Origin of the sequence: Amycolatopsis sp. (assembly GCF_035276945.1) — a bacterium.
Classification (GTDB): Bacteria; Actinomycetota; Actinomycetes; order Mycobacteriales; family Pseudonocardiaceae; genus Amycolatopsis_E.
In genome coordinates this window covers 1-26850 of sequence record NZ_DATELF010000154.1, presented here as the reverse complement: position 1 = coordinate 26850, position 26850 = coordinate 1, and the positions used below count along the sequence as shown (strand labels likewise).

Annotated in this window: 25 protein-coding genes and 1 tRNA gene; 13 read left to right on the top strand and 13 right to left on the bottom strand. The window is 69.7% G+C overall.

The window, feature by feature from the left end:
* Positions 1 to 117: 117 nt before the first annotated feature.
* The 3 genes from VJT49_RS27870 to VJT49_RS27860 form a co-directional block, all read right to left on the bottom strand.
* Positions 118 to 189: transfer RNA gene (locus VJT49_RS27870), tRNA-Val, on the bottom strand.
* 42 nt (positions 190 to 231) lie between these two features.
* Positions 232 to 696 carry a peroxiredoxin gene (locus VJT49_RS27865; protein WP_324167906.1) on the bottom strand — a complete coding sequence of 155 codons (465 nt, stop codon included), beginning with the start codon at positions 694 to 696 and terminating at the stop codon, positions 232 to 234.
* A 62-nt stretch (positions 697 to 758) separates the two neighbouring features.
* Positions 759 to 1187, bottom strand: coding sequence for a DUF3052 domain-containing protein (locus tag VJT49_RS27860; RefSeq protein WP_324167905.1), 429 nt, complete (start codon positions 1185 to 1187; stop codon positions 759 to 761).
* Positions 1188 to 1553: 366 nt separating this feature from the next.
* Here VJT49_RS27860 and aceE point away from each other — a divergent pair, with 366 nt between their 5' ends.
* The 3 genes from aceE to VJT49_RS27845 all read left to right on the top strand — a co-directional run bounded on the left by aceE (position 1554) and on the right by VJT49_RS27845 (position 6057).
* Entirely contained in the window at positions 1554 to 4349 is a 2796-nt protein-coding gene (gene aceE / locus VJT49_RS27855) for a pyruvate dehydrogenase (acetyl-transferring), homodimeric type (RefSeq protein ID WP_324167904.1), read from the top strand.
* 64 nt (positions 4350 to 4413) lie between these two features.
* Entirely contained in the window at positions 4414 to 5625 is a 1212-nt protein-coding gene (locus tag VJT49_RS27850; protein WP_324167903.1) for an alpha-hydroxy acid oxidase, read from the top strand.
* Between the two features lie 54 nt (positions 5626 to 5679).
* Positions 5680 to 6057, top strand: coding sequence for a VOC family protein (locus tag VJT49_RS27845; protein WP_324167902.1), 378 nt, complete (start codon positions 5680 to 5682; stop codon positions 6055 to 6057).
* A gap of 94 nt (positions 6058 to 6151) precedes the next feature.
* On the opposite strand, the gene VJT49_RS27840 is transcribed toward VJT49_RS27845, so the two are convergent.
* Positions 6152 to 6790 carry a nicotinamide mononucleotide transporter family protein gene (locus tag VJT49_RS27840; RefSeq protein WP_324167901.1) on the bottom strand — a complete coding sequence of 213 codons (639 nt, stop codon included), beginning with the start codon at positions 6788 to 6790 and terminating at the stop codon, positions 6152 to 6154.
* A 234-nt stretch (positions 6791 to 7024) separates the two neighbouring features.
* Here VJT49_RS27840 and VJT49_RS27835 point away from each other — a divergent pair, with 234 nt between their 5' ends.
* The 5 genes from VJT49_RS27835 (at position 7025) to VJT49_RS27815 (ending at position 12001) form a co-directional block, all read left to right on the top strand.
* The gene (locus VJT49_RS27835) at positions 7025 to 8251 is read left to right on the top strand and encodes a PucR family transcriptional regulator (protein ID WP_324167900.1); all 1227 of its coding nucleotides are present in this window, start codon (positions 7025 to 7027) and stop codon (positions 8249 to 8251) included.
* Between the two features lie 159 nt (positions 8252 to 8410).
* Positions 8411 to 9319: an ACP S-malonyltransferase gene (locus VJT49_RS27830; protein ID WP_324167942.1), complete on the top strand. Its 909-nt coding sequence runs from the start codon at positions 8411 to 8413 to the stop codon at positions 9317 to 9319.
* Positions 9316 to 10287 carry a beta-ketoacyl-ACP synthase III gene (locus VJT49_RS27825; RefSeq protein ID WP_324167899.1) on the top strand — a complete coding sequence of 324 codons (972 nt, stop codon included), beginning with the start codon at positions 9316 to 9318 and terminating at the stop codon, positions 10285 to 10287. The genes VJT49_RS27830 and VJT49_RS27825 overlap by 4 nt, the downstream gene beginning before the upstream one ends.
* A gap of 177 nt (positions 10288 to 10464) precedes the next feature.
* Positions 10465 to 10710, top strand: a complete 246-nt coding sequence (locus tag VJT49_RS27820; RefSeq protein ID WP_324167898.1) for an acyl carrier protein — start codon at positions 10465 to 10467, stop codon at positions 10708 to 10710.
* Positions 10711 to 10753: 43 nt separating this feature from the next.
* On the top strand, positions 10754 to 12001 hold the full coding sequence (locus VJT49_RS27815; RefSeq protein ID WP_324167897.1) for a beta-ketoacyl-[acyl-carrier-protein] synthase family protein: 1248 nt from the start codon (positions 10754 to 10756) through the stop codon (positions 11999 to 12001).
* A 63-nt stretch (positions 12002 to 12064) separates the two neighbouring features.
* Here VJT49_RS27815 and VJT49_RS27810 read toward each other — a convergent pair whose 3' ends face one another.
* Positions 12065 to 12661, bottom strand: coding sequence for a hypothetical protein (locus VJT49_RS27810; protein WP_324167896.1), 597 nt, complete (start codon positions 12659 to 12661; stop codon positions 12065 to 12067).
* Positions 12662 to 12732: 71 nt separating this feature from the next.
* On the bottom strand, positions 12733 to 13236 hold the full coding sequence (locus VJT49_RS27805) for a DUF3145 domain-containing protein (protein WP_324167895.1): 504 nt from the start codon (positions 13234 to 13236) through the stop codon (positions 12733 to 12735).
* A gap of 439 nt (positions 13237 to 13675) precedes the next feature.
* On the opposite strand from VJT49_RS27805, the gene VJT49_RS27800 reads away from it, so the two are divergent.
* The gene (locus VJT49_RS27800; RefSeq protein WP_324167894.1) at positions 13676 to 15052 is read left to right on the top strand and encodes a hypothetical protein; all 1377 of its coding nucleotides are present in this window, start codon (positions 13676 to 13678) and stop codon (positions 15050 to 15052) included.
* A gap of 133 nt (positions 15053 to 15185) precedes the next feature.
* On the opposite strand, the gene VJT49_RS27795 is transcribed toward VJT49_RS27800, so the two are convergent.
* Positions 15186 to 16580, bottom strand: a complete 1395-nt coding sequence (locus tag VJT49_RS27795) for an NAD(P)/FAD-dependent oxidoreductase (protein WP_324167892.1) — start codon at positions 16578 to 16580, stop codon at positions 15186 to 15188.
* A 79-nt stretch (positions 16581 to 16659) separates the two neighbouring features.
* Between VJT49_RS27795 and VJT49_RS27790 the strand changes: the two genes are divergently transcribed.
* On the top strand, positions 16660 to 17415 hold the full coding sequence (locus VJT49_RS27790) for an Lsr2 family protein (protein ID WP_324167891.1): 756 nt from the start codon (positions 16660 to 16662) through the stop codon (positions 17413 to 17415).
* 13 nt (positions 17416 to 17428) lie between these two features.
* On the opposite strand, the gene VJT49_RS27785 is transcribed toward VJT49_RS27790, so the two are convergent.
* The 5 genes from VJT49_RS27785 to VJT49_RS27765 all read right to left on the bottom strand — a co-directional run bounded on the left by VJT49_RS27785 (position 17429) and on the right by VJT49_RS27765 (position 22908).
* Positions 17429 to 18808 (bottom strand): NAD(P)(+) transhydrogenase (Re/Si-specific) subunit beta, encoded by a 1380-nt coding sequence (locus VJT49_RS27785; RefSeq protein ID WP_324167890.1) that lies wholly within the window; start codon positions 18806 to 18808, stop codon positions 17429 to 17431.
* Positions 18805 to 19119: an NAD(P) transhydrogenase subunit alpha gene (locus VJT49_RS27780; RefSeq protein WP_324167888.1), complete on the bottom strand. Its 315-nt coding sequence runs from the start codon at positions 19117 to 19119 to the stop codon at positions 18805 to 18807. The genes VJT49_RS27785 and VJT49_RS27780 overlap by 4 nt, the downstream gene beginning before the upstream one ends.
* A 37-nt stretch (positions 19120 to 19156) precedes the next feature.
* Positions 19157 to 20272, bottom strand: coding sequence for a Re/Si-specific NAD(P)(+) transhydrogenase subunit alpha (locus tag VJT49_RS27775; RefSeq protein WP_324167887.1), 1116 nt, complete (start codon positions 20270 to 20272; stop codon positions 19157 to 19159).
* 136 nt (positions 20273 to 20408) lie between these two features.
* Positions 20409 to 21767 carry an NtaA/DmoA family FMN-dependent monooxygenase gene (locus VJT49_RS27770; protein WP_324167885.1) on the bottom strand — a complete coding sequence of 453 codons (1359 nt, stop codon included), beginning with the start codon at positions 21765 to 21767 and terminating at the stop codon, positions 20409 to 20411.
* 16 nt (positions 21768 to 21783) lie between these two features.
* The gene (locus VJT49_RS27765; protein WP_324167884.1) at positions 21784 to 22908 is read right to left on the bottom strand and encodes an LLM class flavin-dependent oxidoreductase; all 1125 of its coding nucleotides are present in this window, start codon (positions 22906 to 22908) and stop codon (positions 21784 to 21786) included.
* A gap of 141 nt (positions 22909 to 23049) precedes the next feature.
* On the opposite strand from VJT49_RS27765, the gene VJT49_RS27760 reads away from it, so the two are divergent.
* The 3 genes from VJT49_RS27760 to VJT49_RS27750 all read left to right on the top strand — a co-directional run bounded on the left by VJT49_RS27760 (position 23050) and on the right by VJT49_RS27750 (position 25175).
* Positions 23050 to 23460: a secondary thiamine-phosphate synthase enzyme YjbQ gene (locus VJT49_RS27760; RefSeq protein ID WP_324167883.1), complete on the top strand. Its 411-nt coding sequence runs from the start codon at positions 23050 to 23052 to the stop codon at positions 23458 to 23460.
* Positions 23461 to 23597: 137 nt separating this feature from the next.
* A complete protein-coding gene (locus VJT49_RS27755; protein WP_324167882.1) occupies positions 23598 to 24281 on the top strand; it encodes an HAD family hydrolase in 684 nt (227 codons plus the stop codon).
* Positions 24282 to 24320: 39 nt separating this feature from the next.
* Positions 24321 to 25175, top strand: coding sequence for a hypothetical protein (locus tag VJT49_RS27750; protein ID WP_324167881.1), 855 nt, complete (start codon positions 24321 to 24323; stop codon positions 25173 to 25175).
* Here VJT49_RS27750 and VJT49_RS27745 read toward each other — a convergent pair.
* Positions 25172 to 26850: proline--tRNA ligase (locus VJT49_RS27745; RefSeq protein ID WP_324167880.1), on the bottom strand; the 1679-nt coding region annotated here is incomplete at its 5' end. The two genes, VJT49_RS27750 and VJT49_RS27745, sit on opposite strands and share 4 nt — an antisense overlap.

The window sequence follows — 26850 nt, the reverse complement described above, 5'->3', positions numbered from 1 at the left end:
CTCCCAGCGGAAACACCCGCGACTGGAGCCCGCGGGGCGGCGTCACCTCGTCGTCGGTCGTCGGCAGACCAGACCCCGACGGTAGCCGACGTCCGGTCATGCCGACCAGCTCGATTGTGGGCGCAGCAGGGTTCGAACCTGCGACCCCTTGCTTGTAAGGCAAGTGCTCTTCCGCTGAGCTATGCGCCCTCGACCCGGCGGTGTCCGTGCGGACACCGCCGGTGACGAAGATCAGGCCGTGAGCTCGGCCACAGCCTTCTTCCAGGACTGCTGGTCACGAGCTTGTCCCGGCGGGTTGACCTCGGCGTAGCGGACCACGCCCGCGGTGTCGATCAGGAAGGTGCCCCGCACCGCCAGGCCCGCGTCTTCGTTGAAGACGCCGTACAGCTTGGCGACCTCGCCGTGCGGCCAGAAGTCCGACAGCAGCGGGAACTGATAGCCCTGCTGCTCGGCCCAGGCCTTGAGCGAGAACGGCGTGTCCACCGAAACTCCCAGGACCTGCACGCCCTGGCCGTCGTACTCGGCGAACTCGTCGCGCAGCTGGCACAGCTCGCCGGTGCAGATCCCGCTGAAAGCGAACGGGTAGAACACCAGCAGCACCGGCTTCTCGCCCTGGAAGGACGACAGGGTGACCGCCTGCCTGTTGTAGTCGTTGAGCGTGAAGTCCGGGGCCTTCGAACCGACCTCGACCGCCATGAGTGGGCACCTCTCCCGCGTGGCTTGCTGTCCTCTGGCCTCCAACCTTAGCGTGCGCGGGTTCAGCGCTTGGACTTCGACTTCGGCGACACCAGTTTCGTGCCCGCCCAGTTCGGCCCGACGCTGATGCTGGAGGTCTGGGCCAGCCCCACGGTCGGCACGGCTTCGGCGATCTCGCTCGGCTCGACGTGCCCTGGCTGCCCGGTCTTGGGTGTGAGCACCCAGATCACGCCGCTCTCGTCGAGCGGGGCACGCGCGTCCATGATCGCGTCGACCAGGTCGCCGTCATCCTCGCGCCACCACAGCAACACGACGTCGACGACCTCGTCGGCGTCCTCGTCGAGGAGGTCGCTGCCGATATGTTCCTCGATCGCGGCGCGCAGGTCGTCGTCGACGTCGGCGTCCCAGCCGATCTCCTGAACCACCATGTCCGGCTTGATCCCAAGCCTCTCGGCGACGCTGCGGTACTCAGCGTCTCCAGCGGCGACCACTGCTTTCACTCCTCCAACTACGACGGGGACGGGTCTCCATCCCCCTTGCTACACGGATGGGGCTAGCGAACACGGCCGAAGCCCGGGGCGCAACCGTCCACACCGGATCTGGTGCCAACTCGTTTCGCCGCGTAGGAGCACTCCAACACTGTCGGCGACCGGATTAACACCGCCGAACGGAGCCAGCCGGACACACCTGGCTTAGGGTGGATGTTGCCTCTCGCGCGTGTACGCGCGTATGTCGCGGCGAGGCGGCTGAACGTTACCGCCCAGTAGCGATGACGGCAAGCCCGTAAAGGACGACGATGACAGGGCAAGGCTTTGCGAACCCTGCCCTGAACCAGTGACAACCGGCGAGGAGATCCCTTGGCCCCCCAGAACGACCGCGCCGGCGCGCAGCAGGCCCCGGCCCGAGTGCGCGTCATCCGCGACGGTTTGGCCGCGCACCTGCCCGACATCGACCCTGAAGAGACCGCAGAGTGGCTGGACTCCTTCGACGAGGCGCTCGCCAGGGGTGGTCAGCAACGGGCCAGGTATCTGATGCTGCGCATCCTGGAGCGCGCTCGCGAACGCAACATCGGCGTACCCCCGCTGACGGCGACGGACTACGTCAACACCATCCCGACCGAGAACGAGCCGTGGTTCCCCGGTGACGAAGAGATCGAGCGGCGGTACCGGGCCTACATCCGGTGGAACGCGGCGATCATGGTGCACCGCGCGCAGCGGCCCGGGGTCGGCGTCGGCGGGCACATCTCGACCTACGCCTCCTCGGCCGCGCTCTACGAGGTCGGTTTCAACCACTTCTTCCGCGGCAAGGACCACTCCGGCGGCGGTGACCACGTCTTCATCCAGGGCCACGCCTCGCCGGGCATCTACGCGCGCGCGTTCCTCGAGGGCAGGCTGAGCGAGCAGCAACTCGACGGGTTCCGCCAGGAGTACTCGCACGCCGGCGAGGGCGGCGGGCTGCCGTCGTACCCGCACCCCCGGCTGATGCCGGCCTTCTGGGAGTACCCGACGGTGTCCATGGGGCTGGGCCCGATGAACGCCATCTACCAGGCCAGGTTCAACCGCTACCTGCGTGACCGGGGCATCAAGGACACCGACGACCAGCACGTGTGGGCGTTCCTCGGAGACGGCGAGATGGACGAGCCCGAGTCGCGAGGCCTTGTCCACGTGGCCGCGGGCGAGGGCCTGGACAACCTCACCTTCGTGATCAACTGCAACCTGCAGCGGCTGGACGGCCCGGTCCGCGGCAACGGCAAGATCATCCAGGAGCTCGAGGCCTACTTCCGCGGCGCGGGCTGGAACGTGATCAAAGTCATCTGGGGCCGCGAATGGGACGCGCTGCTGCACGCCGACCGCGACGGCGCGCTGGTCAACCTGATGAACGTCACTCCGGACGGCGACTACCAGACCTACAAGGCCAATGACGGCGCCTACGTCCGCGAGCACTTCTTCGGCCGCGACCCGCGGACCAAGGACCTGGTCAAGGACCTCTCCGACGCCGACATCTGGAATCTCAAGCGCGGCGGCCACGACTACCGCAAGGTCTACGCGGCATACAAGGCGGCGATGGAGCACCACGGCCAGCCGACGGTCATCCTCGCCCACACCATCAAGGGCTACGGCCTCGGCCCGGCGTTCGAGGGCCGCAACGCCACGCACCAGATGAAGAAGCTCACCCTCGACGACCTCAAGCTCTTCCGGGACTCGCAGCGCATCCCGATCAGCGACCCCGAGCTGGAGCGCGACCCGAAGCTGCCGCCGTACTACCACCCCGGCCCGGACTCACCGGAGATCGAGTACATGATCGGGCGGCGCCGCGCGCTGGGCGGGTTCCTCCCGGAGCGGCGGGCCAACCGGGCCAAGCCGCTGGTGCTGCCGGGCGACAAGGTCTACGAGGCGGTCCGCAGGGGCTCGGGCAGGCAGGAGGTCGCCACCACGATGGCGTTCGTCCGGCTGGTCCGCGAGCTGGCCAAGGACCCCGAGATCGGTCCCAGGGTGGTGCCGATCATCCCGGACGAGGCGCGCACCTTCGGCCTGGACTCGATGTTCCCGACCGCCAAGATCTACAACCCGCACGGGCAGACCTACACCTCGGTCGACGCCAACCTGATGCTGGCGTACAAGGAGTCCGAGCACGGACAGCTGCTGCACGAGGGCATCAACGAGGCCGGGTCGACCTCGTCGTTCACCGCCGTGGGCACCTCCTACGCCACGCACGGCGAACCGATGATCCCGATCTACATCTTCTACTCGATGTTCGGGTTCCAGCGCACGGGCGACGGGCTGTACGCGGCGGCCGACCAGATGGCGCGCGGTTTCGTGCTCGGCGCCACCGCGGGCCGTACGACACTGACCGGTGAGGGCCTGCAGCACGCCGACGGCCACTCGCTGCTGCTCGCGCACACGAACCCGGCCGTGGTCGCGTACGACCCGGCGTGGTCGTTCGAAGTCGCGCACATCGTGCGGGACGGCCTGCGCCGGATGTACGGCGAGACCGGGCCGGACGGCAACGGTGAAAACGTCTTCTACTACATCACCGTCTACAACGAGCCGTACCAGCAGCCGGCCGAGCCCGAGAACCTCGACGTGGACGGCCTGTTACGCGGCCTCTACCGGTACGCCGGGGCCCCGGCCGGATCCGGCCCCGAGGCGCAGATCCTGGTCTCGGGCGTCACGATGCCGGACGCGCTGAAGGCGCAGCGGATGCTGGCCGACGAGTGGGGCGTGCGGGCCGCGGTGTGGTCGGCCACCTCGTGGTCGGAGCTGCGGCGTGAGGCCGTCGAGGTGGACAAGGACAACCTGCTCCACCCGGCCGACTCGCCGCGCGTGCCCTACGTGACGCAGGCTCTGCGGAACGTGGCGGGCCCGGTGGTGGCGGTGTCCGACTGGATGCGCGCGGTGCCGGACCTGATCCGGCCGTGGGTGCCGACCGACATGATCACGCTGGGCACCGACGGGTTCGGTTTCTCCGACACCCGCCCGGCGGCACGGCGGTTCTTCCTGGTGGACGCCGAGTCGATCACGATCGCGGCGCTCACCGCGCTGGCCCGCCGAGGCGAGGTGTCGCAGGAGACGGTGATCGAGGCGACGCGCCGCTACCGCATCCACGACGTAAGCGCCGCGGGGCCGCAGCTTTCGGACTCCGGCAACGCGTAAGGCGACCCGCCCTCAGGCCGTCCAGCCAGGCGGCCTGAGGGCCATTTTCCGATTGGATCATCAGGTGACGAACAGGCGACTGCCGAGGCCCAGCGAGCTCGCGGAGATCCTGCGGCCCAAGCCGATCAGGCTGAATCCGACCGAGCGGCGGCTGGCGAACGCCCACACGATCGCCGACCTCCGCACCATTGCCCGCCGGCGCACCCCGCGCGCGGTGTTCGACTACACCGACGGGGCGGCGGAACTGGAGGACAGCCTCCGCCGGGCGCGTCAGGCGTTCCGGAACGTCGAGTTCCACCCGAATGTCCTGCGGGGTGTCGACGACGTCGACCTGAGCAGGGAAATCCTCGGCAAACGCTCGGCGCTGCCGTTCGCGTTCGCGCCGACGGGGTTCACCGGCATGATGCACCACGAAGGCGAGCGTGCGGTGGCTCGCGTCGCGCAGCGCGAGAACATGCCCTACACCCTGTCGACGATGGGTACGACATCGATCGAGGACGTCGCCGCGGCCGCGCCCGGCGCGCGTAAGTGGTTCCAGTTGTACGTGTGGCGGGACCACGGCGCGGGTCAGGAACTCATGCGGCGCGCACACGAAGCCGGGTACGACACGCTGATGCTCACCGTGGACACCCCGGTCAGCGGGGCGCGGATGCGCGACCTGCGCAACGGCCTGACCATCCCACCGGCGCTGACACTGCGCACCTTCCTTGACGGCGCCACGCACCCGGCGTGGTGGTTCAACCTGCTGACCACCGAACCGCTGCAGTTCGCGTCCCTGAACTCGTTCGGCGGCACGGTCGCCGAACTGATCAACAAGCTGTTCGACCCGACGCTGAGCTTCGACGACCTGGCCTGGGTACGCGAGAGCTGGCCGGGCAGGCTCGTGGTGAAGGGCATCCAGAACCCCGACGACGCCCGCGACGTGGTGAAGCACGGCGCGGACGCGGTGCTGCTGTCCAACCACGGCGGCCGCCAGCTCGACCGGGCGCCCACCCCGCTGGAGCTGCTTCCCTCCACTTTGGACAGTGTCGACGGCGAGGCCGAGGTCTGGGTGGACACCGGCATCCTCTCCGGTGGCGACATCGTCGCGGCGCTGGCCCGTGGCGCCGACGCCTGCCTGATCGGCCGGGCCTATCTGTACGGGCTGATGGCCGGTGGCGAGCGCGGTGTCCAGCGTTGTGTCGACATCTTGCGAAGCGAGATGGTGCGCACCATGCAACTGCTCGGGGTCCGCACCCTGGCCGACCTCCAGCCCACCCACGCGACCCTTCGATGAGTTTCACCCGCTCGGCCGGTCTCTCTTGGCAAGGACCCTGAACAGGAGGAGATCATGACCGAGCGGACCGTGATCACCGGCGTGCCCGTCGTGGGTGTGCCCGTCACCGACCAGAACCGGGCGCTTGAGTTCTACACCGGCACGCTGGGCATGGAGAAACGGGTGGACGTCCCGCTGGCTCAGCTCGGCGGGCGCTGGCTCGTCGTCGCCCCGCCCGGCTCACCCACGGGCCTCGCCCTCGTCCCGGCTCACGAGGGTGTTCCCGCGGGCGTCGAGACCGGCATCCGGCTGGCGACCCCCGACGCCGCCGCGCTGCACGCGCAACTGCGCGAGCGCGGCGTGACCGTCGGCGACCTGCTGCGCTGGGAGGGCGTACCGCCGATGTTCGCCTTCCAGGACCCGGACGGCAACGGCCTCGAGATCGTGCAGTAGAAGACCCGCCCCCCGCGCGAGTCCCACACTCCCGTAGCCCGAGTTCCACGTTCGCGGGCGCCGGCCGCATCACGAACGCAGAACTCGTACGCCATCAACGTGGGACACGCGTGCCGGGAAGGTGGGACTCGCGATTCCGCCGGGCGCGGTTCCAGCTCCACCAGCCGTGGATCACCAGGCCGGCGAACACGAGGTAGACGGCGGCCGAGAACCACAAGTGCGCGCGGATCTGCAGCGGTACCCCGATCGCGTCCACGACGAGCCAGACCAGCCAGAACTCGACCAAGCCGAGTCCCTGCGCGCCGAAGGCGACCAGGGTGCCGACGAAGATCGCGGCGTCCGGCCACGGCGCCCACGACGCGTCGAGCGCGTCCAGCAGTAGCGCCATCGCCAGCGTGCCCGCGCCGAACAGCGCGGCCATCGCCAGCCGCTCCACGCCCCGGCCGCGCCGCACGACCACCCCGTACACCGGGTCGCGGCGGCGGACCCACGCCCACCAGCCGTAGATCGAGATCAGCAGGATGGCCACCTGACGCGCCGCGAGCCCGCCGAGGTGCGCCGAAACGTACACGGCGAACAGGAGCACGGTCGCGCCCACCTGCACCGGCCAGGCCCACAGCGTGCGCCGCTCGGCCAGGAAGACCACGGCCAGCGCGCACAGCTGCCCGGCCAGCTCGGCGGTGGAGATCCATTGGCCGAACACCGTGAGCCCGTGGTGGAGCAAGAAGTCCATAGCGCCGCCAACGCCCGGTCGCACTCGGTAATTCCGACCCTTACCTTGAACACCGTTCCCCTATCGGGTGAGGTGGGTGGCGACGGGGCGCGGAGCGGTCCATAGTGGACGCTACCGGTGGGGACCGGGGAGAGGAGGCCGCCCGGCGCCGCGAGAACCGCGACGCGCCGGGCGGCCTTGCACGTTCCTCACCCTGGGTGGGCGCGGACCAGGCGGCCTACGATCGAGCACATCATGACCCAGACGAACGCCGCGCGGCCGGCCCCGAAACACGCGCCGAAGCACCACGGCCTGTCCGCCAAGACCTTGCGCCGTCTGGAGCGCGCGTCCGGCCGGCTCGCCTCGGCGAGCATCGTCGCCATGGAACAGCACCTGCCGTGGTTCAGCAGACTGCCCGCGGACCAGCGCGCGAGTGTGCTGATGATCACCCAGACGGGCGCCGCCGGATTCGTCGACTGGCTGCGCGATTCACAGGAAGCGCTCAGGCTCACCACCGACGCCTTCCGCAGCGCGCCGCAGGACCTGTCCCGCTGGATCGGGCTGCGCCAGGCGGTCGGCCTGGTCCGGCTGGCCATCGAGGTGTTCGAGGAGCACTTGCCGGAGTTCGCCGCGAACGAAGCCGAGCAGGCCGCCCTGATCGAGGGAATCCTGCGTTACGGCAGGGAAATCGCCTTCGCCACGGCCAACTCCTATGCGGCTGCGGCGGAGGCGCGCGGCGCGTGGGACGCCCGGCTGGAGGCGCTGGTCGTGGACGGCATCGTGCGTGGCGACGCCGAGGAGTCGCTGCTGTCGCGGGCCGCCGCGCTGGGCTGGGATCCGGCGACGGAGGCGACCGTGCTGGTCGGGCCGCCGTCCTCGGACGATCCGCCAACCGTGGTGTTCGAGGTCCGCAGGCTCGCCGCGCGGCTGGGCAGGCCCGTCCTGCTGAGCGTGCAGGGCTCACGGCTGGTCGTGGTGGCCGGCGGCCCGACCGAGGGCGCGGCACGCGACAAGGAGTTCCTCGGCAAGCTGTCGGTCGCGTTCGGCGAAGGGCCGGTGGTCGCGGGGCCGACCGTGGCCAGCCTGGGTGAGGCGCACCGCAGCGCCACGGAAGCGCTTTCCGGGCTACGGGCGGTGGTGGGCTGGCCCGGGGCGCCCCGGCCGACGCGGTCTGGCGACCTGTTGCCGGAGCGCGCCCTGTCCGGCGACCCGGAGGCCGAACGGCAGTTGATCGAGGAGATCGCCGCGCCGCTGGAAGACGCCGGCCCCACCCTGCTGCACACCGTCGACGCGTATCTCGAGTCCGGCGGCGTGCTGGAGACCTGCGCGAAGACCCTGTTCGTGCACCCGAACACCGTTCGGTACCGGCTGCGCCGGGCCGCCGAGCTCACCGGCCGCAACGCGGCGCATCCCCGCGACGCGCTGGTGCTGCGGGTCGCGCTCACCGTCGGCAGGCTCGCCAGGGCACGGGGAACATGGTGACCCAAATCACCGGATTTATGCCCGGTTCCGACAAGGCATTCGGGTCAGGAAACTCGGCCTGCCGGTCATCTTTGTAGACCCTCCACAACATCGTCGCGAGGACTTCGTGACCAGCGGCATGCCGACCATAGGCCGCGGCCGTGTTCCCTGAAAGACGTGATGGCACTGCTCGCCCCTGGACAGGGATCTCAGGCGCCCGGGATGTTCACACCGTGGCTCGAACTGGACGGCGCGCGCGAAAAGCTCGAGCGCTGGTCGAGCCGGACCGGTCTGGACCTGGTGCACCTCGGCACCGAGGCGGACGCCGAGACCATCCAGGACACCGCGGTCGCCCAGCCACTGATCGTCGCGTTGTCACTACTCGCCTACGAAGAGCTGGAGGGGATCCCGGCGAACGTGCCGGTGGCCGGCCACTCGGTCGGCGAGCTCGCCGCCGCGGCCCTGGCCGGGGTGCTGCCGGACGAGGACGCGGTGGTACTGGCCGCCGTCCGTGGTGCCGAGATGGCCAAGGCCTGCGCGGCCGAGCCGACCGGCATGGCGGCGGTCATGCTGGGCGAGCCGGAGCGGGTCGTGGCCTGGCTGGACGAGCACGGCCTCACCGCCGCCAACCGCAACGGCGCCGGGCAGATCGTCGCCTCCGGTGGGCTTGAGGCGATCGAAGCGATCGTCGCCGAGCCGTTGGCGGGCACCAAGATCCGGCAGCTCAAGGTGGCCGGCGCCTTCCACACCGGCTACATGGCCCCCGCCGAGGCGGCGCTGCGCGAGCACGCCGCGACCATCACGCCCAGGGACCCGCTCCGCCCGCTGCTGTCCAACGCCGACGGCACCGTCGTCACCAGCGGCGCCGAGTACCTCGACCGGCTCGTCGAGCAGGTCACCCGGCCCGTGCGCTGGGACCTGACCATGGACGGCCTGGCCGGGCTCGGCGTGACCACGACCGTGGAGCTGCCGCCCGCCGGCACACTGACCGGCCTGGTCAAGCGCCAGCTCAAGGGCGTGGTCACCAGGACCGTCGCATTGAAGACCCCGGCCGATCTGGCCGCGCTGACCCCCGAGGAGACCGAGTGACGCTGCGGCTGAAGCAAGGGGCTGCCGCTACCCGTGTGCTGGGCATCGGCAGCACCCAACCCGACCGGGTGGTGACCAACGACGACCTGTCCAAGATCATGGACACCAACGATCAGTGGATCCGGGACCGGGTCGGCATCATCGAACGCCGCTTCGCCGACAAGGACGAGTTGCTCGTGGACATGGCCGTCAAGGCGGGCACGAGCGCGCTCGCCGACGCCGGCGTCCAGCCGTCCGAAGTGGACACGGTGATCGTGCCGAACTGCACGATGCCCTCGCCGATCCCCAACGCCGCGGCGCAGGTCGCCGACCGGCTCGGGATCAAGCGAGCCGGCGCGTTCGACCTCAACGCCGCCTGTGCCGGGTTCTGCTACGCGCTCGGTGTGGCCTCCGACCTGATCCGCGCGGGCTCGTCGGGGAAGGTGCTGGTGATCGGCGCGGAGAAGCTGACCGACTGGGTCGACCCGGTCGACCGGGCCAACGCGATCATCTTCGCCGACGGCGCCGGTGCCGCGGTGGTGGGGCCGGCCGAGGAGCCGGGCATCGGCCCGGTGGCCTGGGGCAGCGCGGGCGACCTCGTCGACACGATCTACACACGCGATCACCGCTACCTCACCCAGGAGGGCCAGTCGGTGTTCCGCTGGGCAACCACCCAGATCGCGCCGATCGCGCTGAAGGCGCTGGAACTGGCCGGGCTGCAACCGTCCGATGTGGACGTTCTGGTCCCGCACCAGGCCAACCTGCGGATCGTCGACGCGATCGCCAAGAAGCTGCGCGTCAACGGTGCGCGGGAGGACATGGTGGTCGCCGACGACATCAAGTACTCGGGCAACACCTCGTCGGCGTCCATCCCCATGGCGCTGGACCACATGCGCGCCAAGGGCAGTGTGAAGGCCGGCGACATCGTGCTGGCAATCGGCTTCGGCGCCGGGCTGTCCTACGCCGGTCAGGCCTTCATCTGCCCGTGATACCAATACCAAGGAGACCGAAAGTGAGCCCGACGACGCGACCGGCGGCCGACCTACGTTCCGGCTCCGCGATGCCTTCGGTCGGACTGGTATCTACTGACACTGGTATCCACTAACACTGCGCCGGCAAGCACTTCGCTGCCGGGTAGGACCAAGAAGGAAGAAAGGGAACAAACAGTGGCGGACAAAGAAGAGATCCTCGCCGGCCTCGCCGAGATCGTCGAAGAGGTCGCCGGTGTCGCGCAGGACGACGTGAGCTCGGAAAAGTCGTTCGTGGACGACCTGGACATCGACTCGCTGTCCATGGTCGAGATCGCCGTGCAGGCCGAGGACAAGTTCGGGGTCAAGATCCCGGACGACGAGCTCGCCAACCTCAAGACCGTCGGCGACGCCGTGGACTACGTCGCGGCGAACGCCGCCTGACAGACCTTCCGCCTTTCCTGTAAGTGCCTCGGGAGATGAGCACATGAGCAACATCGACGTCGTGATCACCGGGGTGGGTGCCACCACACCGCTCGGCGGGGACGTCGCCTCCACCTGGGACGGCCTGCTCGCGGGCCGTAGTGGCGTGCACCGGATCGAGGCCGACTGGACCGACCGGTTCGACCTGCCGGTCAAGATCGCCGCCGCGCTCGCCGAGGAACCGACGGAAAGGCTTCCGCGCGTGCAGGCACGCAGGCTGGACCGCTGCGAGCAGATCGCGATGATCGCGGCGCGGCAGGCGTGGGCGGACGCCGGGTTCGCCGAGCCGACCGACGAGCACACGGATGTCGAGCCCGAACGGCTCGGCGTGGCCATCGGCACCGGCATCGGCGGCCCGGTGACCCTGCTGTCCCAGGACGACCTGCTGGAGGAGCACGGCATCCGCAAGGTGTCGCCGCTGACCGTGCCGATGCTGATGCCGAACGGTCCCGCCGCACATGTCGGCATCGACCTGCGGGCCCGCGCCGGAGTGCATTCACCCGCCTCGGCGTGCGCTTCCGGTGCGGAGGGAATCGCCACCGCCTTCCAGATGATCCAGAACGGGCGGGCCGATGTGGTGGTCGCCGGCGGGGCGGAGGCGTGCATCGCGCCCATCACCGTCGCCGGTTTCGCGCAGGCCCGGACCGTGTCCACCCGCAACGACGACCCGGAGCACGCCTCGCGGCCGTTCGACGCCGACCGTGACGGGTTCGTCCTCGGCGAAGGCGCCGGAGTGGTCATCCTGGAGCGCGCCGACCGGGCGAAGGCCCGAGGCGCGAAGATCTACGGCCGGCTGGTCGGGTACGGCATCACCTCCGACGCCTACCACATCACGGGCAACCACCCGGACGGCATCGGCCAGGTGGCCGCGATGGCCAACGCGATCACCATGGCCGGACTCACTTCGGCCGACATCGGCCACGTCAACGCGCACGCCACTTCGACGGTGGTGGGCGACCTCGGCGAGGCCAACGCGATCCGCAAGGCGATCGGCGACCACGTGGTGGTGACCGCACCCAAGGGCGCGCTCGGTCACCTCGTCGGTGGCGCCGGCGCGGTCGAGGGCATCGCCACGCTACTGGCGTTGTACCACGGGGTTGTGCCGGCGACACTCAACCTGGAGAACCTCGACCCGCGGGTCGAACTGGACGTGGTGGCCGGGGAGCCGCGCAAGGTCGAGCTGACCGCGGCCATCTCCAACTCGTTCGGCTTCGGCGGCCACAACACCGCCCTGCTGTTCACCACCGCCTGATCGAGGCGAACGAAGGCCACCTTCCGGCAGGAACCCGGAAGGTGGCCTTTCCGCATTACCGGGTCAGCAGCGGGAGTGCTCGGGACTGACCAGGCCGGAGACGGTGTCCACCCGCCAGCGGTTGGCCTCCAGGGTGAGCGGGAGCACCAGCTTCCAGCGTAGGCACGGCCCGGGCAGGTCCTCCGGGGCGGCGGAGGGGTCCTGTGTGCTGGTGAACCCGACGAACGCGCGAACTGCCTTGTCCGAGGCCACTTCGATGCGGTAGACGAGAATGCTGCCGTCCCTGGTCGTCGCGAAGTCCTGCTCCCAGGTGGCCTTGGGCTGGTTCTGGAAGCGCGCCTTGGTCACGGTGGCCTTCCAGGCTTCGTAGTCCTGGTTGTTGATCGCGTCGAAGTATGCCTGCAACACGGAGCGGACGTTCTCGTGCTGAGGATGCGCCGCCGCGTCCGGGGTGAGCTCCACGATGCCGGGGCCGGGCTGCTGGTCGGGCGCGAGCGTGATGCTGGTGGGCAGCGCCAGCACCACGGCGGGCCGGGTGTCGGGCAGCCGGTAGAGCTCGCGGGCCAGCAGCCCACCGCCGACCATCATCGAGACCACCACGACCAGGACGGGGATGAGCCAGCGGGGCTGCGGCGTCGGGATGGCGGGCAGTGCGGGCACGTACGAAGAGTAGTGCGGCCGAGGCCTGCCGCGGTGTCAAGCCACCCCGATTGACCAGGTTTGACCGCCGTTCAGCCCACTCTGTGCAACCACGTGACCGGTGCGCCGTCGCCGGCGTGCCGGAACGGCTCGAGCGCCTCGTCCCAGTTCGCGGCCAGCAGCTCGTCAAGCCGGTGCGCGAGTTGCTCCCCGGAGCGTGCCTGGCTCACCAGGGCACGCAACTGGTCCTCGCCGACGACGATGTCACCGTTGGCGCTCGTCCGCCCGTGCCAGAGGCCGAGGCCGGGCACGTAGCAGTACCGCTCGCCGTCCACCCCGGGACTCGGGTCCTCGGTGACCTCGAAGCGCAGCATCGGCCACGCCTTGAGCCCGGCGGCGAGCTTGCCGCCGGTGCCCGTGGGCGCGCTCCAGGCACACTCGGCCCGGAGTTGTCCCGGCGCGGCAGGCTGTGCCGTCCATTGTAGATCGACCCGGGTACCCAAGGTACCCGAGATGGCCCACTCGACGTGCGGGCATACCGCAGACGGCGACGAGTGGACGTACACCACGCCACGGGTGTTGCCACGGGTGCTCACTGCTGACCTCCGCTACTCGACGAGGGGCGTCTTCCCCTACGACCTCGCGAGTTTCGGCGATCTTGGTGACGCGGCTATGGGACATTCTGCACTGTGATCACCCATTTGGCCACACGAACCTCAGCAGCCGCACCCGAAAGGTGGGGCCGGCTCCGGCTCGAGCCTGCCGCGTTGCCAGCAGGATGATCTGCGCGAGGCTTCTCACCGGACTGGACACGCGCAGCAAGGCCTTACCGCTGACCTGTGGCGCCCAGGGACCTCCCGACGGCGACGGGTACCGACGAGCCCGATCCCCTTGTTCTAGCTCGATGTGAAGGCACCGACGGACTGGCAGGGGCGCGGTCGTCGCACTTGCGGAGAAAGCTGCCGCCCTCCGCCGCGGCGCGCGCCGCACGAGTTAGCCTCTACCCCAGCGTTCACCCGTTCGGGGAGGTGTGGAGTGCGGCTCGTTCGTCTCGGTCAGCAGCCGTCCCGGGTGGCGGAAGACATCAGAGCGGCACTCGCGTCGCTGGGGCGCGGCAACACCGTGATAGGCGGGGTCGCCCTGATCGGCCCGCGCCCCCTGCCCACCGCGAAGCCCGTCGACGCCGTCCTTCTGATGCCCCGCGGCGTGATCATCGTGCTCGGAGTCGACCTGCCAGATCCCGCGATGCGTCTCGAAGCCCCGCTGACCGGGCAGTGGAAGGCCGACGGCTGGCCACTGGTCGGTCCTGACCACGCGGCCAACCCGGGCACCACCGCACTGGCGCAGGCCGAGTCGCTCACCCGTGAGCTCCGCCGGAAGGCGCCGGAGTCCCTGCCGATCGGGACGATCGTGGCGGTCGGCCCCTTCGTGGAAACCGTCGAACAATCCCCCGCCGACCTCGCCGGCACCACGCGCGTACTGCACCCCAAGCCGACGAGCATGCTCGCCGCCACCATCTCGCTCGCCTCGGCGAAGGAACCGTGCACGGTGGATCAGGCCCGCGCCCTGTTGAGCGTGCTCGCGCCGGAAACCACTCAACTGGCCACCGAAGTGCTGGCCGGCGAAGGCTTCGCCAGCCGGCCACCACCCGCCGAAGCCGGTCCGGCTCCGATGTCCGGGACGACGGATCGGCTACCGGCGGTCCCCGCGGTCGTGCGGGCCGAACGCCCCGTCCCGGCCGCGCCGGTGCGACCACAGCCGCCGAAACCGCCTGCGCCGGAACCGATCGAAGTCACCGCGCCGGTGCCGAAGGTCGAGATCCCGCTCGCGCGGGAAGGGAAGTCGAGGACGGTGCGCTGGTTGCCGATGGCCGCGATCGGGCTACTGGCCGTACTGCTGGTGGCGGCCATCACGGTGGCCGCCACCAGCGGCGGGCCCGCGAAGAGCGCGCCTTCCTCACCCGCGCCGGCCGTCCAGGCGGTGCAGGGCCTGCAGTTCGTGCCGCACGCGACGGACGCCGGCCAGCGATGCGCCGACCACGCCTACGGCGACGTGCAGGCGAGCCTGCAGCGCCACCCGTGCACGATGATGGCCCGCGGCAGTTTCGAAACCACGGTCGGCAGCAGGCCGGTGGCGGTGTCGATCGCCACGATCTACTTCGGCGACGAGACCGCGGCGTCGGCGTTCAAGAAGACCGCCGACACCCCGGGCGGCGGCGGGATCACCGATCCGGCGACCGAAACCGGGAAGTGGCCGCGCTCGCCGAAGTTCGACGGCGCGGCCTACGTCAGCTCACTCGCCGGCACCGCGGTACGCCTGGTGCTGGCGGCGTGGTTCGACGGTCCGTCCTCAGCCGGCGACCCGGGCCTGGCCCAGGCCGCGACCGCGGCGCTGAATGTCCAACTCTCCTGAGTTCCCTGCGCACGATCGGATTTGCGTGACCAGACCGTGCCTGCCCCCGTCTTTGGCTGCTTCGGCGGCTGCACGCCCGAAGCCCCTGGCCCCATACATCTGAGCTGGCAACACGGACCCTTCGAGGCGTCACCTAGAGGCCGTAGGTTTCCAGCAACCGCAGCCAGATTTCGCTGATCGTCGGGAAGGACGGCACGGCGTGCCAAAGCCGCCCCAGCGGCACCTCGCCGACGATCGCGACGGTCGCCGAATGCAGCAGTTCGGCGACATCCTGGCCGACGAAGGTCGCCCCGACCAGCACCTCCCGCTCGGTGTCCACCACGATCCTCGCCTTGCCCGCATAGCCGTCCGCGTGCAGCGAAGATCCGGCGACCGCGATGTCCAGCTCAACCACGCGATGCGGCGCGCCCTCCACCGGCTCCGTGAGCCCGACCGACGTGACCTCCGGGTCGGTGAAGACGACCTGAGGCACCGCGTAGTGGTCCGCCGTGCTCGTGTACCGGCTCCACGGCCGCGCGTCCACCCGCCGCCCGGCAGCCTTGGCCGCGATCACGTCACCGACCACGCGCGCGGCGTACTTCCCCTGGTGCGTCAGCAGCGCCCGGCCGGTGACGTCGCCCGCCGCGTACAGCCATCCGCCGTCCACTTCGGACACCAGGCCGGAGTCGTCGACGGTGAGCGGCCTGCCGGTGGGCAGGCCGAGCGACTCCAGGCCGAGGTCGTCGGTGGCCGGCCGGCGGCCGGTGGCCACCAGCAGCCGGTCGGCGGTCAGCACTACGTCGCCCTTCAGGCCCAGCCGGGCGGCTCCGTCCACTTCGGAGGCACGAACCAGGCCCGAATTCAGGTGTACCGTGACACCGTCCACGCGCAATCCTTCGGCGACCGCGTCCCCGGCGAAATCCGGGTAGCGAGGCAGGGGCCGGGGGCCGGTCACGATCAGATCCACCTTCGCGCCGAGCCTCGCCCATGCCTGCGCCATTTCCACCCCGACGACCCCGCCGCCGAGAACGGCGAGCCGCGCCGGGGCCTCTCCCGACGACGTGGCATCACGTGATGTCCAGATCGGCACTTCGGCGAGCCCCGGAATTTCGGGTATCTTCGGCACGCTGCCGGTGCACACCACCACCGCGTGCCGGGCCAGCAGCACCCGGCCGTCGTCCACTGTGACCTTTCGCTCACCGGTGATCCGGCCGTGGCCGCGAACCGTTTTTATCCCGACGCCGGCTGCCCACTCGACCTGCCCGGAGTCGTCGCCTTTGCCGGTGAACAGGTCGCGGCGCTCGAACACCGCGGCCGGATCGAGGCGGTCACCGACCGGCATCCCCGGCATCCGCCTCGCCGCCGCCAACAGGTTTCCCGGGCGTAGTAGAGCTTTGCTCGGGATGCACGCCCAGTAGGAGCATTCGCCGCCGAATCGCTCGTGTTCCACCAGCGCGGCGGTCAGCCCCCCGCCGACCGCCCGGGCGGCGGCGTTCTCGCCCACCGGGCCGGCACCGATCACGACGACGTCGAAGGTCTCTTGACTCATAGGGGCAACGTAACCAGGAGGGCGCGGGACGCAAGCCGGGGAGGTATTCTGCCCGCAGAATCCAACACAGGAGGTCTCGGTGGCCAAGAACACCGCGGTGGAATTACTGGACGACCTGAACGGCGAACCGGCCGCGGAGACGGTCAGGTTCGGCCTGGACGGTGTCGACTACGACATCGATCTTTCCGACGAGAACGCGGAAAACCTGCGCGAGGTGCTCGCCGCGTATGTCGAGCACGGCCGCCGCACCGGTGGCCGCAAGCGTGCGCCGCGCCGCCTGGCACCGCCGAAGCGCACCCGGCGCGCGGCCGCGAAAACCGCGCCCAGGACTCCGGCGAAACCCGCGGCGACGAAGACCCGCGCGGCCAAGGCCCCGGCCAAGACGGCGGCGGCGACTTCGAAGGCCGCGGCGGGCAGGACGGCCAAGGCCGCGCCCGCGAAATCGACGACGGCGAAGACGAAGCCGGCTTCGAAGCCGGCCGCGCGGAGGGCCGCTCCCGCGAAGCCGGTAGCGAGCAAGGCAGCCAAGACCACCGCGGCGAAATCCGCCCCGGCGAAGGCGGCGAAAACCACGGCTAAAACCTCCGCGAAGAGCACGACCACGAAAACCGCGGCCGGGAAAACCAGCACCGCGAAAACCACGGCAGCGAAGCCGGCGGCGAGCAAGGCGGCCGCCACCAAGACGGGCACCGCCAAGACAGCCGCCGCCAAGACGGGCACTGCCAAGACGGGCACGAAGACGACGGCCACCGCGAAGAAGGTGGCGTCGGCGGAAAAGGCTCCCCGCCGCGCCACCCGCAAGGCTCCCCCCGTCCTCTTCTCCGCCCAGGAATAGGCCCGGGGAACAGCTAAAGAGTCTTGAGCTCCTCGACGATGTCGGCGACGGACGACTTGGCGTCCCCGAAGAGCAAGCTGGTCTTCGGGTCGTAGAACAGGTCGTTGTCGATACCGGCGAACCCGGAGTTCATGGACCGTTTCAGCACGATGACCGACCGGCTCGCGTTCACCTTCAGAATCGGCATCCCGTAGATGGGTGACGACGGGTCGGTTTCCGCGGCCGGGTTGGTCACGTCATTCGCCCCGATCACCAGCGCCACATCGGTGTGCGCGAACTCGGAATTGATTTCGTCCATTTCCTTGAGCTGCTCGTAGGGCACATCCGCCTCGGCAAGCAGCACGTTCATGTGCCCGGGCATCCGGCCGGCCACCGGATGGATGGCATAGGCCACCGAAATGCCCTTCTTTTCCAGTAGATCCGCCATTTCCCGCACCGCGTGCTGGGCCTGCGCCACCGCCATCCCGTAGCCCGGCACCACCACGACCTTGCCGGCGTAGGCCATCTGGATCGCGGTGTCGGACGCGCTCGTGCTGCGCACCGGCCGGGCCTCCGTGGTGCGGGCGACGGCCGTGCCGCCACCGAACCCACCCGCCACGATCGCCGGAATCGAACGGTTCATCGCCTTGGCCATCAGGTTCGTCAGAATGGAACCGGAGGCCCCGACGATCATGCCGGCCACGATCAGCGCGGTGTTCTCCAGAGCCAGGCCCATGGCCGCGGCCGAAAGCCCGGTGAACGCGTTGAGCAGCGAAATGACCACCGGCATGTCGGCGCCGCCGATGGGCAGCACCACCATCACGCCGAGCACCGCGGCCGCGAGCAGCAGCACGATCATCAGGAACTCGTCGTGGTTTCCCGCGACGACCGCCCCCGCGCACCCGAGCGCACCGAGCAGCAGAACGATGTTCAGCGGTTGTTGCAGCGCGCGGAGCGTGACCGGCCTGCCCGGCAGCACTTCCTGGAGCTTGCCGAAGGCGATCAGTGAACCCCAGAAGGAAATCGAACCGACGAGGGCCGCGAAGAGGGACGCGACCGCGACATACCGGGGTTCGGCGGCGTAGCCGCCGGAGGTCCGGAACTCCACCCAGGCGATCAGCGCGACCGCGCCACCGCCCACCCCGTTGAACAATGCCACCATCTGGGGCATCGCGGTCATCTTCACCTTGCGCGCGGCGGGAATGCCGATCGCCGTGCCCAGGGCGACCCCGAGCGCGATCAGTACCCAGTTGCTCATGCCCGGCGTGAGCAGGGTGGCCACCACCGCGATGAGCATGCCCACCGCGGCGATCCAGTTGCCGCGCACCGCGGTGCGCGGGCCGGTCAGCCCCATCAACCCGTAGATGAACAGGGCGAACGCGACGATGTACAGGGCGCCGATCAGGGTGGTCATTTCCGCGCCACCTTTTCGCTGCTTTCCGGCGCCTGCGGCTTCTGTTTGAACATCGCGAGCATCCGGTCGGTGACCAGGAACCCGCCCACGATGTTGATGGTGCCGAAAACGATGGCGATCACCAGCAAAACCTTGTTCAACACTCCCTCGGCGCCCAGGCCCAGCACGAGCAGCCCACCGAGCAGCACGATCCCGTGAATCGCGTTGGTGCCCGACATCAACGGCGTGTGCAGCGTGTTGGGCACCTTGGAGATCACGGCGAAACCCACGAATCCGGCCAGCACCAGGATTGCCAGGCTGGACACGAGCATCAGAACCCCGCCTCCCCTGCCGGCACGCGAAGACCTTTCATACCTTTCCGCTCTCCTTCTCGCGTCCGCCGACCGCCACGCAGGCGCCCGAGACGATTTCGTCCGAAAAATCGATCTTGAGTCGTCCTTCGGCGTCCAGCAGCAGCTCGACAAGTTCGGTGAGATTGCGCGCGTACAGCTCGCTGGCGTGCGCGGGCATTTCCGCGGCCAGGTTCAGCGGCGAGCAGATCGTGACGTTGTTCGTGACGACGTCGCGGCCCGGCTGGGTCAGCTCGCAGTTTCCGCCCGTCTCCCCGGCCAGATCGACCACCACGGCACCGGCGGGCATGCCGCGCACGGCTTCGGCCGTGACCAGAATGGGTGCGCGGCGGCCCGGTACGAGCGCGGTGGTGACCACGACGTCGAACCGGGTGATCGCCTCGGTCAGCCTGCGCTGCTGCTCGGCCCGCTCGTCCTCGGTCAGCTCGCGGGCGTAACCGCCCTCCCCGACCGCCTCGATGCCCAAATCCAGCCAGTGCGCGCCGACCGAGCGAACCTGCTCGGCGACTTCGGGGCGCACGTCGTAGCCCGTGGTCTGCGCACCGAGCCGCTTGGCCGTGGCCAGCGCCTGCAGCCCGGCCACACCGGCGCCGAGGACCAGCACCTTGGCCGGGGGCATGGTGCCCGCCGCGGTGGTGAGCATCGGAAAGAACCGCGGCAGGCGCTCGGCGGCCAGCAGCACCGACCGGTACCCGGCGACGCTGCTCTGCGAGGACAGCGCGTCCATCGCCTGGGCACGGGTGATCCGCGGGACCGACTCCATCGCGAACGCGGTCACCCCCGCCTTCTCCAGCTCGGCGATCCTGTCCAAATCGGACAGCGGGCGGAGGAAGCCGATGAGCACCGTGCCCGGCGCCATCCGGGCCACCTCCGCGCTGCTCGGCGGTGCCACTTTGAGCACGACGCCGGCCCGCCACGGGTCGCCGATCACCGCACCCGCCTGTCCGAAGGCGGCGTCCGGCAGCCGCGCGCCGACTCCGGCGCCCGCCTCGACCACGACCCGAAGCCCTCGCTTGACCAGGCGCTCGACGAGCTTGGGCACGAGCGCGACCCGGCGCTCGCCGGGCTCGGACTCCCGCACAACGCCCACGATCAAGGCCTCGCTGTCGGCCACGGCACCACCTCCGCGGTGAGATCACTGTGGCTAACAGAAAAGATCCAGCGGTGTACGGAGTCAAGTACCCCTGCCGGACACGAACAGGGATAGTGTGTCCGTGCCCGGCGCGGTTTCCCCGACCGGGTTAACCCGATCAGTTCACGGCAGCTATCCCCAGATGGTCGCGGAGCGTCGGACCGGTGTATTCGGTGCGGAACGCCCCGCGCTCCTGCAACAGCGGGACCACCTTGGCGGCGAACTCGTCGAGTCCGCCCGGCGTGACGTGCGGAACCAGGATGAAGCCGTCGCTCGCGTCCGACTGCACCAGATCGTCGATCGCGTCGGCCACTGTGGACGGTGCGCCGACGAACGTCTGGCGGCCGGTGACCTCGATGATCAGCTCGCGTAGCGAAAGGTTCTTGGCCTCCGCGAGTTCGCGCCACTGCCGCACGGTGGCCACCGGATCGCGGTACATCCGGACGCTGGCACGGCCCTTGGCGATGGTGTTCTCGCCGACGATCGGGTCCACGTCGGGCAGCGGGCCGTCCGGGTCGTAGGCGGACAGGTCCCGGTTCCACAACTGCTCGGCGAACTTGATCGCGGTCAGCCCGCTGACCTGCTGGCGCCGCACGATGTCGGCCAGTTCCTGCGCCTCGGCGTCCGTGTCGCCCAGCACGAACGTGGCGGCCGGCAGCACGACCAGTTGTTCGGGACGCCGCCCGTAGCGGGCCAGCCGCCCCTTCACGTCGGCGTAGAACGCCTGGCCGGCCTCCTTGGTGCCGTGCCGGGTGAAGATCGCGTCGGCCGTCGCCGCGGCGAATTCCCTGCCCTCGTCGGAATCACCGGCCTGCAGGATCACCGGCCTGCCCTGGGGGCTGCGCGGAACGGTGAACCGGCCGCGGATGTCGAACTGCTCGTCGTGCCGTTCGAACGCGCCCACCCGCTCGCCGCGCAGGAACACCCCCGACTCCTTGTCGGCGACGATCTCGTTGGCACCCCACGAATCGAACAGCTCGAAGGCGGTCTCCAGGAATCGCTTGGCCCGCACGTACCGCTGGTCCTCCGGGAGGTAGCCGCCACGCCGGAAGTTCTCGCCGGTGAAGGCGTCCCACGAGGTGACCACGTTCCACCCGGCGCGCCCGGCGGAAAGGTGGTCGAGGCTGGCGAACTGCCGCGCCACCTCGTACGGCTCGTTGAACGTGGAATTGATGGTGCCGGTGAGCCCGAGCCGCTCGGTCACCCCGGCCAGCGCGGCGAGTACGGTGAGGGTGTCCGGACGGCCGACCACGTCGAGGTCGTAGGTCTTCCCACCCTGCTCACGCAGCCGGAGCCCCTCGGCGAGGAAGAAGAAGTCGAACTTCGCCCGCTCGGCGGTCTGCGCGAGGTGCGCGAAGGAACTGAACTCGATGTGGCTGCCCGCCTCCGGGTCGCTCCACACGGTCGTGTTGTTCACTCCCGGAAAATGCGCAGCGAGGTGGATCTGCTTGCGTGGCCGGGTCGATTCGACTGTCATTTCGGTTCTCCTCAGCTCAGGCGGCGTACCGGTTGGCGGGCCTGGACAGGCCGAGCAGTCCCCGCAGTGTGGTGGCTTCGTAGCCGGTGCGGAACAGGCCGCGCCGCCGCAGTTCGGGCACCAGCCCCCGGGTGATCGCGGTCAGGTCGTGCGGAATGGCGCCGGGCCGCAGGCGAAATCCGGTAATGCCCGCCTCACCAAGGGCCACGAGTTCGTCGGCGAGTTGTTCCGGCGTGCCGGTGAAGACGCGGGCGTCGGAGACGAATTCCTCACCGGCCGTTTCGTCGAGACGCGCCTTGCGGTCCGCGGCGTCCTCGCCGAGAAAGACCACGAGATCGGCGAACACCGACAGCGGCTCGTCCGCACGCCCCGCCTCGGTCCGCAGCGCCCGCAGTTCCGCCGCGATCGAGCGTGCCTGCTCGATGTCCCGCGGGGTCACGAACACCATGTCGGCGCTGCGCGCGGCCAGCCGGTAAACGGGCGTGGTGTGCGCCAGCGCGGCGACGACCGGCTGGCCCTGCGGCGGCCGCGGAGTGATCGAGGGACCCTTGACGCTGAACCACCTGCCCTCGAAGTCGATGTAGTGCAGCTTGTCGCGGTCGATGAACCGGCCGGTCGCGACGTCGCGGATTTCGGCGTCGTCCTCCCAGCTGTCCCAGAGTCTGCGGACGACCTCGACACAGTCGGCCGCCTCGTCGAGCAGGTCCTCGAGCGGTTCCAGGAGTTCCCGGCGGCCGAAATGGGCCGCGTCGCGCTGGTCCCTCGAAATCCGCACGCGCAGGCCGCCGCGCCCGGTGCTCACGTAGTCGAGGGTCGCGACCGCCTTCGACAGGTGGAACGGTTCGGTGTGGGTGACGACCGCCGTGGGCAGGAACCCGATATGCCGGGTCTGGGACGCGATCCGGGACGCGATCAGCACGGCGTCGAGCCGCCCCCGCACCCGGTCGGTGCGGTCGGTCTCCGGCCCCAGCGAGTCTTCGATGGTGACGAAATCGAGCAGGCCCCGCTCCGCTTCGGCGACGAGGTCGCCCCAGTAGCCGGCGGTCAGCAGGTCGGCGGGCCTCGCTTCCGGCTCCCGCCATGCGGCGGGGTGCCAGCCGGCCCCCTCGAGTGCAACCGCCAGATGAAACGCTTGCGCCATGCCCAGATCCCTTCCGCATGCCGATCGGTGCTCACTCGCCAACGATCTGCCAGGGCCGGGGTATTTCCCGTCCCACCATGCGGGAAAGTCCGCAAAGGACAACAACGGGCCGGGCATCCCGCGGCGGCTACGGTTGGAGGTATGCACTCCACGGAGATCGAAGTTCGCACCGGCGGCCGGCCGGTGGTGCACGACCTGACCAAGGAAGCCGAGTCGTTCCTCGCCGGGGCGGACGCGAACGACGGGCTGTTGCACGTGTGGGTACCGCACGCCACGGCGGGGCTGGTGATCCTGGAGACCGGCGCGGGCAGCGACGACGACCTGCTGGCGGCGCTGGACGACCTGCTACCCCGCGACGACCGCTGGCGGCACCAGCACGGCAGCCGTGGCCACGGCCGGGATCACGTGCTGCCGGCACTGCTGCCGCCCTACGCGAGCGTGCCGGTGCTCGGCGGGACGCTGGCACTGGGCACCTGGCAGTCGATCTGTCTGGTGGACACCAACCTCGACAACCCGGTCCGGCGCGTCAGGCTGAGCTTCCTGCCGGGCTGACTCCCGGCCGGGCCACCCTGCCAAGCAGTTGAGTTGCGAACGACCCCGTCACGACAACCGATTTTCCGGGAAGCATTCGGCACCGCGAAGCACGGAAGCCGACAGGTGCTGGATATCCGGCAGGTACCGTTCGTCTCGTGACTGACCGACTGGTGCTCTGGGACATCGACCAGACCCTCATCGACCTGCACGGAGCCGCCCGCGAGTGGTACTCGCAGGCGCTGTCCGAAGTGGTCGGCGTAACGATGGCGGAGATGCCCCGGTTCTTCGGCCGTACCGAACGCGCGATCACCTCGGAGGTGCTCGCGGCCCATGGCATCGAGCCGGTCGAAGAGCTGATTCAGCGGGTCTGGGTGGCGCTGGTGGCCGCGTCCGAGCGGGCGCTGCCCACGCTGCGCCAGCAGGGGCTGGCGTTACCCGGTGCGGCAAACGCGCTCTCCAGCCTCACCTCGTACGAGGGAGTGGTGCAGTCGCTGGTCACCGGGAACCTGCGGGAGATCGCGTGGCACAAGCTGTGGGCCTTCGAACTCCACACGTATCTCGACTTCGAGATCGGCGGCTACGGATCGCTCTCGGCGCACCGGCCGGACCTTGTCGCGCACGCGATCGAGCAGGCGAGCGCACGGCACGGCAAGCCGGATTCGGTGATCGTCATCGGCGACACGCCCCACGACATCGACGCGGCACTGGCGCACGGGGCGGTCGCCGTCGGTGTGGCCACTGGTCGCTTCGACGCGCGAACCTTGCGTACGGCGGGCGCGCACACGGTACTTCCCGACCTGTCCGACACGCCCGCGGTACTCGACGCCGTGTTCGGCTAGGTTCTCGAAAGTCGCCTTTCCCCTGGTTACACTCCCGCCGTGACCGAGACTGGGGGTGACGACCGCTACGTCGATCCGCTGACCGGCGAGCCCATCGCCAACCCCAACCTGCCGCCGCCGTACTTCGGCGGTTATGTCGATCCGCCCGGATACCATGACGAAGATCCGGAGCCGCCGCGGTCGGGGCGCCGGTTGCTCGTGGCCGGACTGGTGGCGATCGTGCTCGCGGCCGGCGGGATCGTCACGCTAACGCTCGTCAAAGCCGGCACCGACGACACACCGGCGGCACAGCCTCCGCGGACGACGGCACCACGGGCGTCAAGGAGTTCGGCTCCGCGGTACTCCGTCGCCCCGGTCCTCAAGGGCTGGCAGGCGGTGGCCGCCGACCTCGAGAGGGTGGCCTATGACGTGCCGCCGGACTGGAAGGTGGAAGAGCCGGGCACCCTCGTCGGGTTCGAGGACACGACCGGGCCGCGCACCGCCATCCACGCCGTCAGCACCTACCAGCCCGAAGCGTGTGTGAACGCGTCCGGCTCCTATCGCGCGCACGCCGGGTTCACGAAGCTGACCGGCCGCGATCCCCGATCGGCCGCCGGCGCCGTCGCCAGGCTCTGGGCCGAGGCCGCCGCCCAAAAGCCGCAGGGCGACCCGTCGGTACCAGAACCGCCCGCCGTGGCGACCCATATCTCCACCGGGGCGCCTGCCTGGACCGCGAGTGCCACGGTCACACCCCGGCCCGGCTACTGCGAACCGCCCACGCTCAAGATCACGACGGTCACGTTCGGCGTCGCGGGCGGAACCGCGGTGTTCGTGATCTACGCCGACCAAGGCGTGCCGGACGCACTCCCCGACACGATCACGGACAGGATCATCACGACCTTGCGGCCCGCTTAGCCCTTGACCAGCGTCACCAGGTGCGCGACCGCCTGCTCCACGGCGATTTCCGCACGGTCGCCACTGACCCGGTCCTTGACCTCGACGACACCCTTGGCCAGACCGCGGCCGACCACCAGGATGGTCGGCACCCCGAGCAACTCGGCGTCGGCGAACTTCACCCCGGGCGTCGACTTGCGGTCGTCCAGCAGCACCCGCACCCCGGCGGCGTCCAGTTCGGCGGCCAGCTTCTCCGCTCCGGCGGTCAGCGTCTCGTCCTTGCCCGCGATCACCACGTGCACGTCGAACGGCGTCACCGCGCGCGGCCACACCAGGCCCAGCTCGTCGTGGTGCTGCTCGGCGATCACCGCGACCAGCCGCGAGACGCCGACGCCGTAGGAACCCATGGTGATCCGGATCGGCTTCGAGTCGGCGCCGAGTGCGTCCAGCCCGAACGCGTTGGTGTACTTGCGGCCCAACTGGAAGATGTGCCCGATCTCGATGCCGCGCGCGGGGACCAGCGTGCCGTGGCCGTCCGGCGATGCGTCGCCTTCACGGACCTCCGCGGCCTCGATCGTGCCGTCGGGCGTGAAGTCGCGGCCCACCACCAGGTCCACCACGTGGTGGTCGGCCTTGTCCGCGCCGGTCACCCACGCGGTGCCGGTCGCCACGCGGGGGTCGACCAGGTAGCGGACGCCGTTGTCCCGCAGGGACTTCGGGCCGATGTACCCCTTCACCAGGAACGGGTTCGCGGCGAAGTCGGCTTCCTCGATCAGAGCCACCTGGGCGGGCTCCAGGGCGGCTTCGAGCCGCTTGGCGTCCACCTCGCGGTCGCCGGGGATGCCGATGCCCAGGATCTGCCAGTCCTTCTCGCCCGGCTGCCGGATCTTCACCATCACGTTCTTGAGCGTGTCCGCGGCGGTGAAGGTGCGGCCGAGGCCGGTCTTGGTGTTGAGGTAGTCGACCAAAGTTTCGATGGTCGGGGTGTTCGGGGTGTGGTGCACCTGCGCTTCGGGCTTGTCCGCCACGGACTGCTCCGGCGGCGCGGGAGTGACGACCGCCTCGACGTTGGCCGCGTAACCCGATTCGGTACTCCGGACGTAGGTGTCCTCGCCGGTCTCGGCGACCGCGAGGAACTCCTCGGACGCCGAGCCGCCCATCGCGCCGGAGGTGGCCGCGACGATCACGTAGTCGAGGCCGAGCCGGTCGAAGATCCTGATGTAGGCGTCGCGGTGCAGCTGGTAGGACCGCTTGAGCCCGTCGTCGTCGAGGTCGAACGAGTAGGAGTCCTTCATGACGAACTCACGGCCGCGCAGGATCCCGGCGCGGGGGCGCGCCTCGTCCCGGTACTTGGTCTGGATCTGGTACAGCACGACCGGGTAGTCCTTGTACGAGCTGTACTCACCCTTCACAGTGAGCGCGAACAGCTCCTCGTGCGTCGGGCCGAGCAGGTAGTCGGCGCCCTTGCGGTCCTTCAGCCGGAAGATGTTCGGCCCGTACTCGGTCCAGCGGTTGGTCGCCTCGTAGGGCTCGCGCGGCAGCAGCGCCGGGAACAGCAGTTCTTGGCCACCGATCGCGTCCATCTCCTCGCGGACGATCTGCTCGACCCGGCGCAGGACTCGGAGGCCGAGCGGCAGCCACGTATAGATCCCCGGAGCGACCCGGCGGATGTAGCCGGCGCGGACCAGCAGCCGAT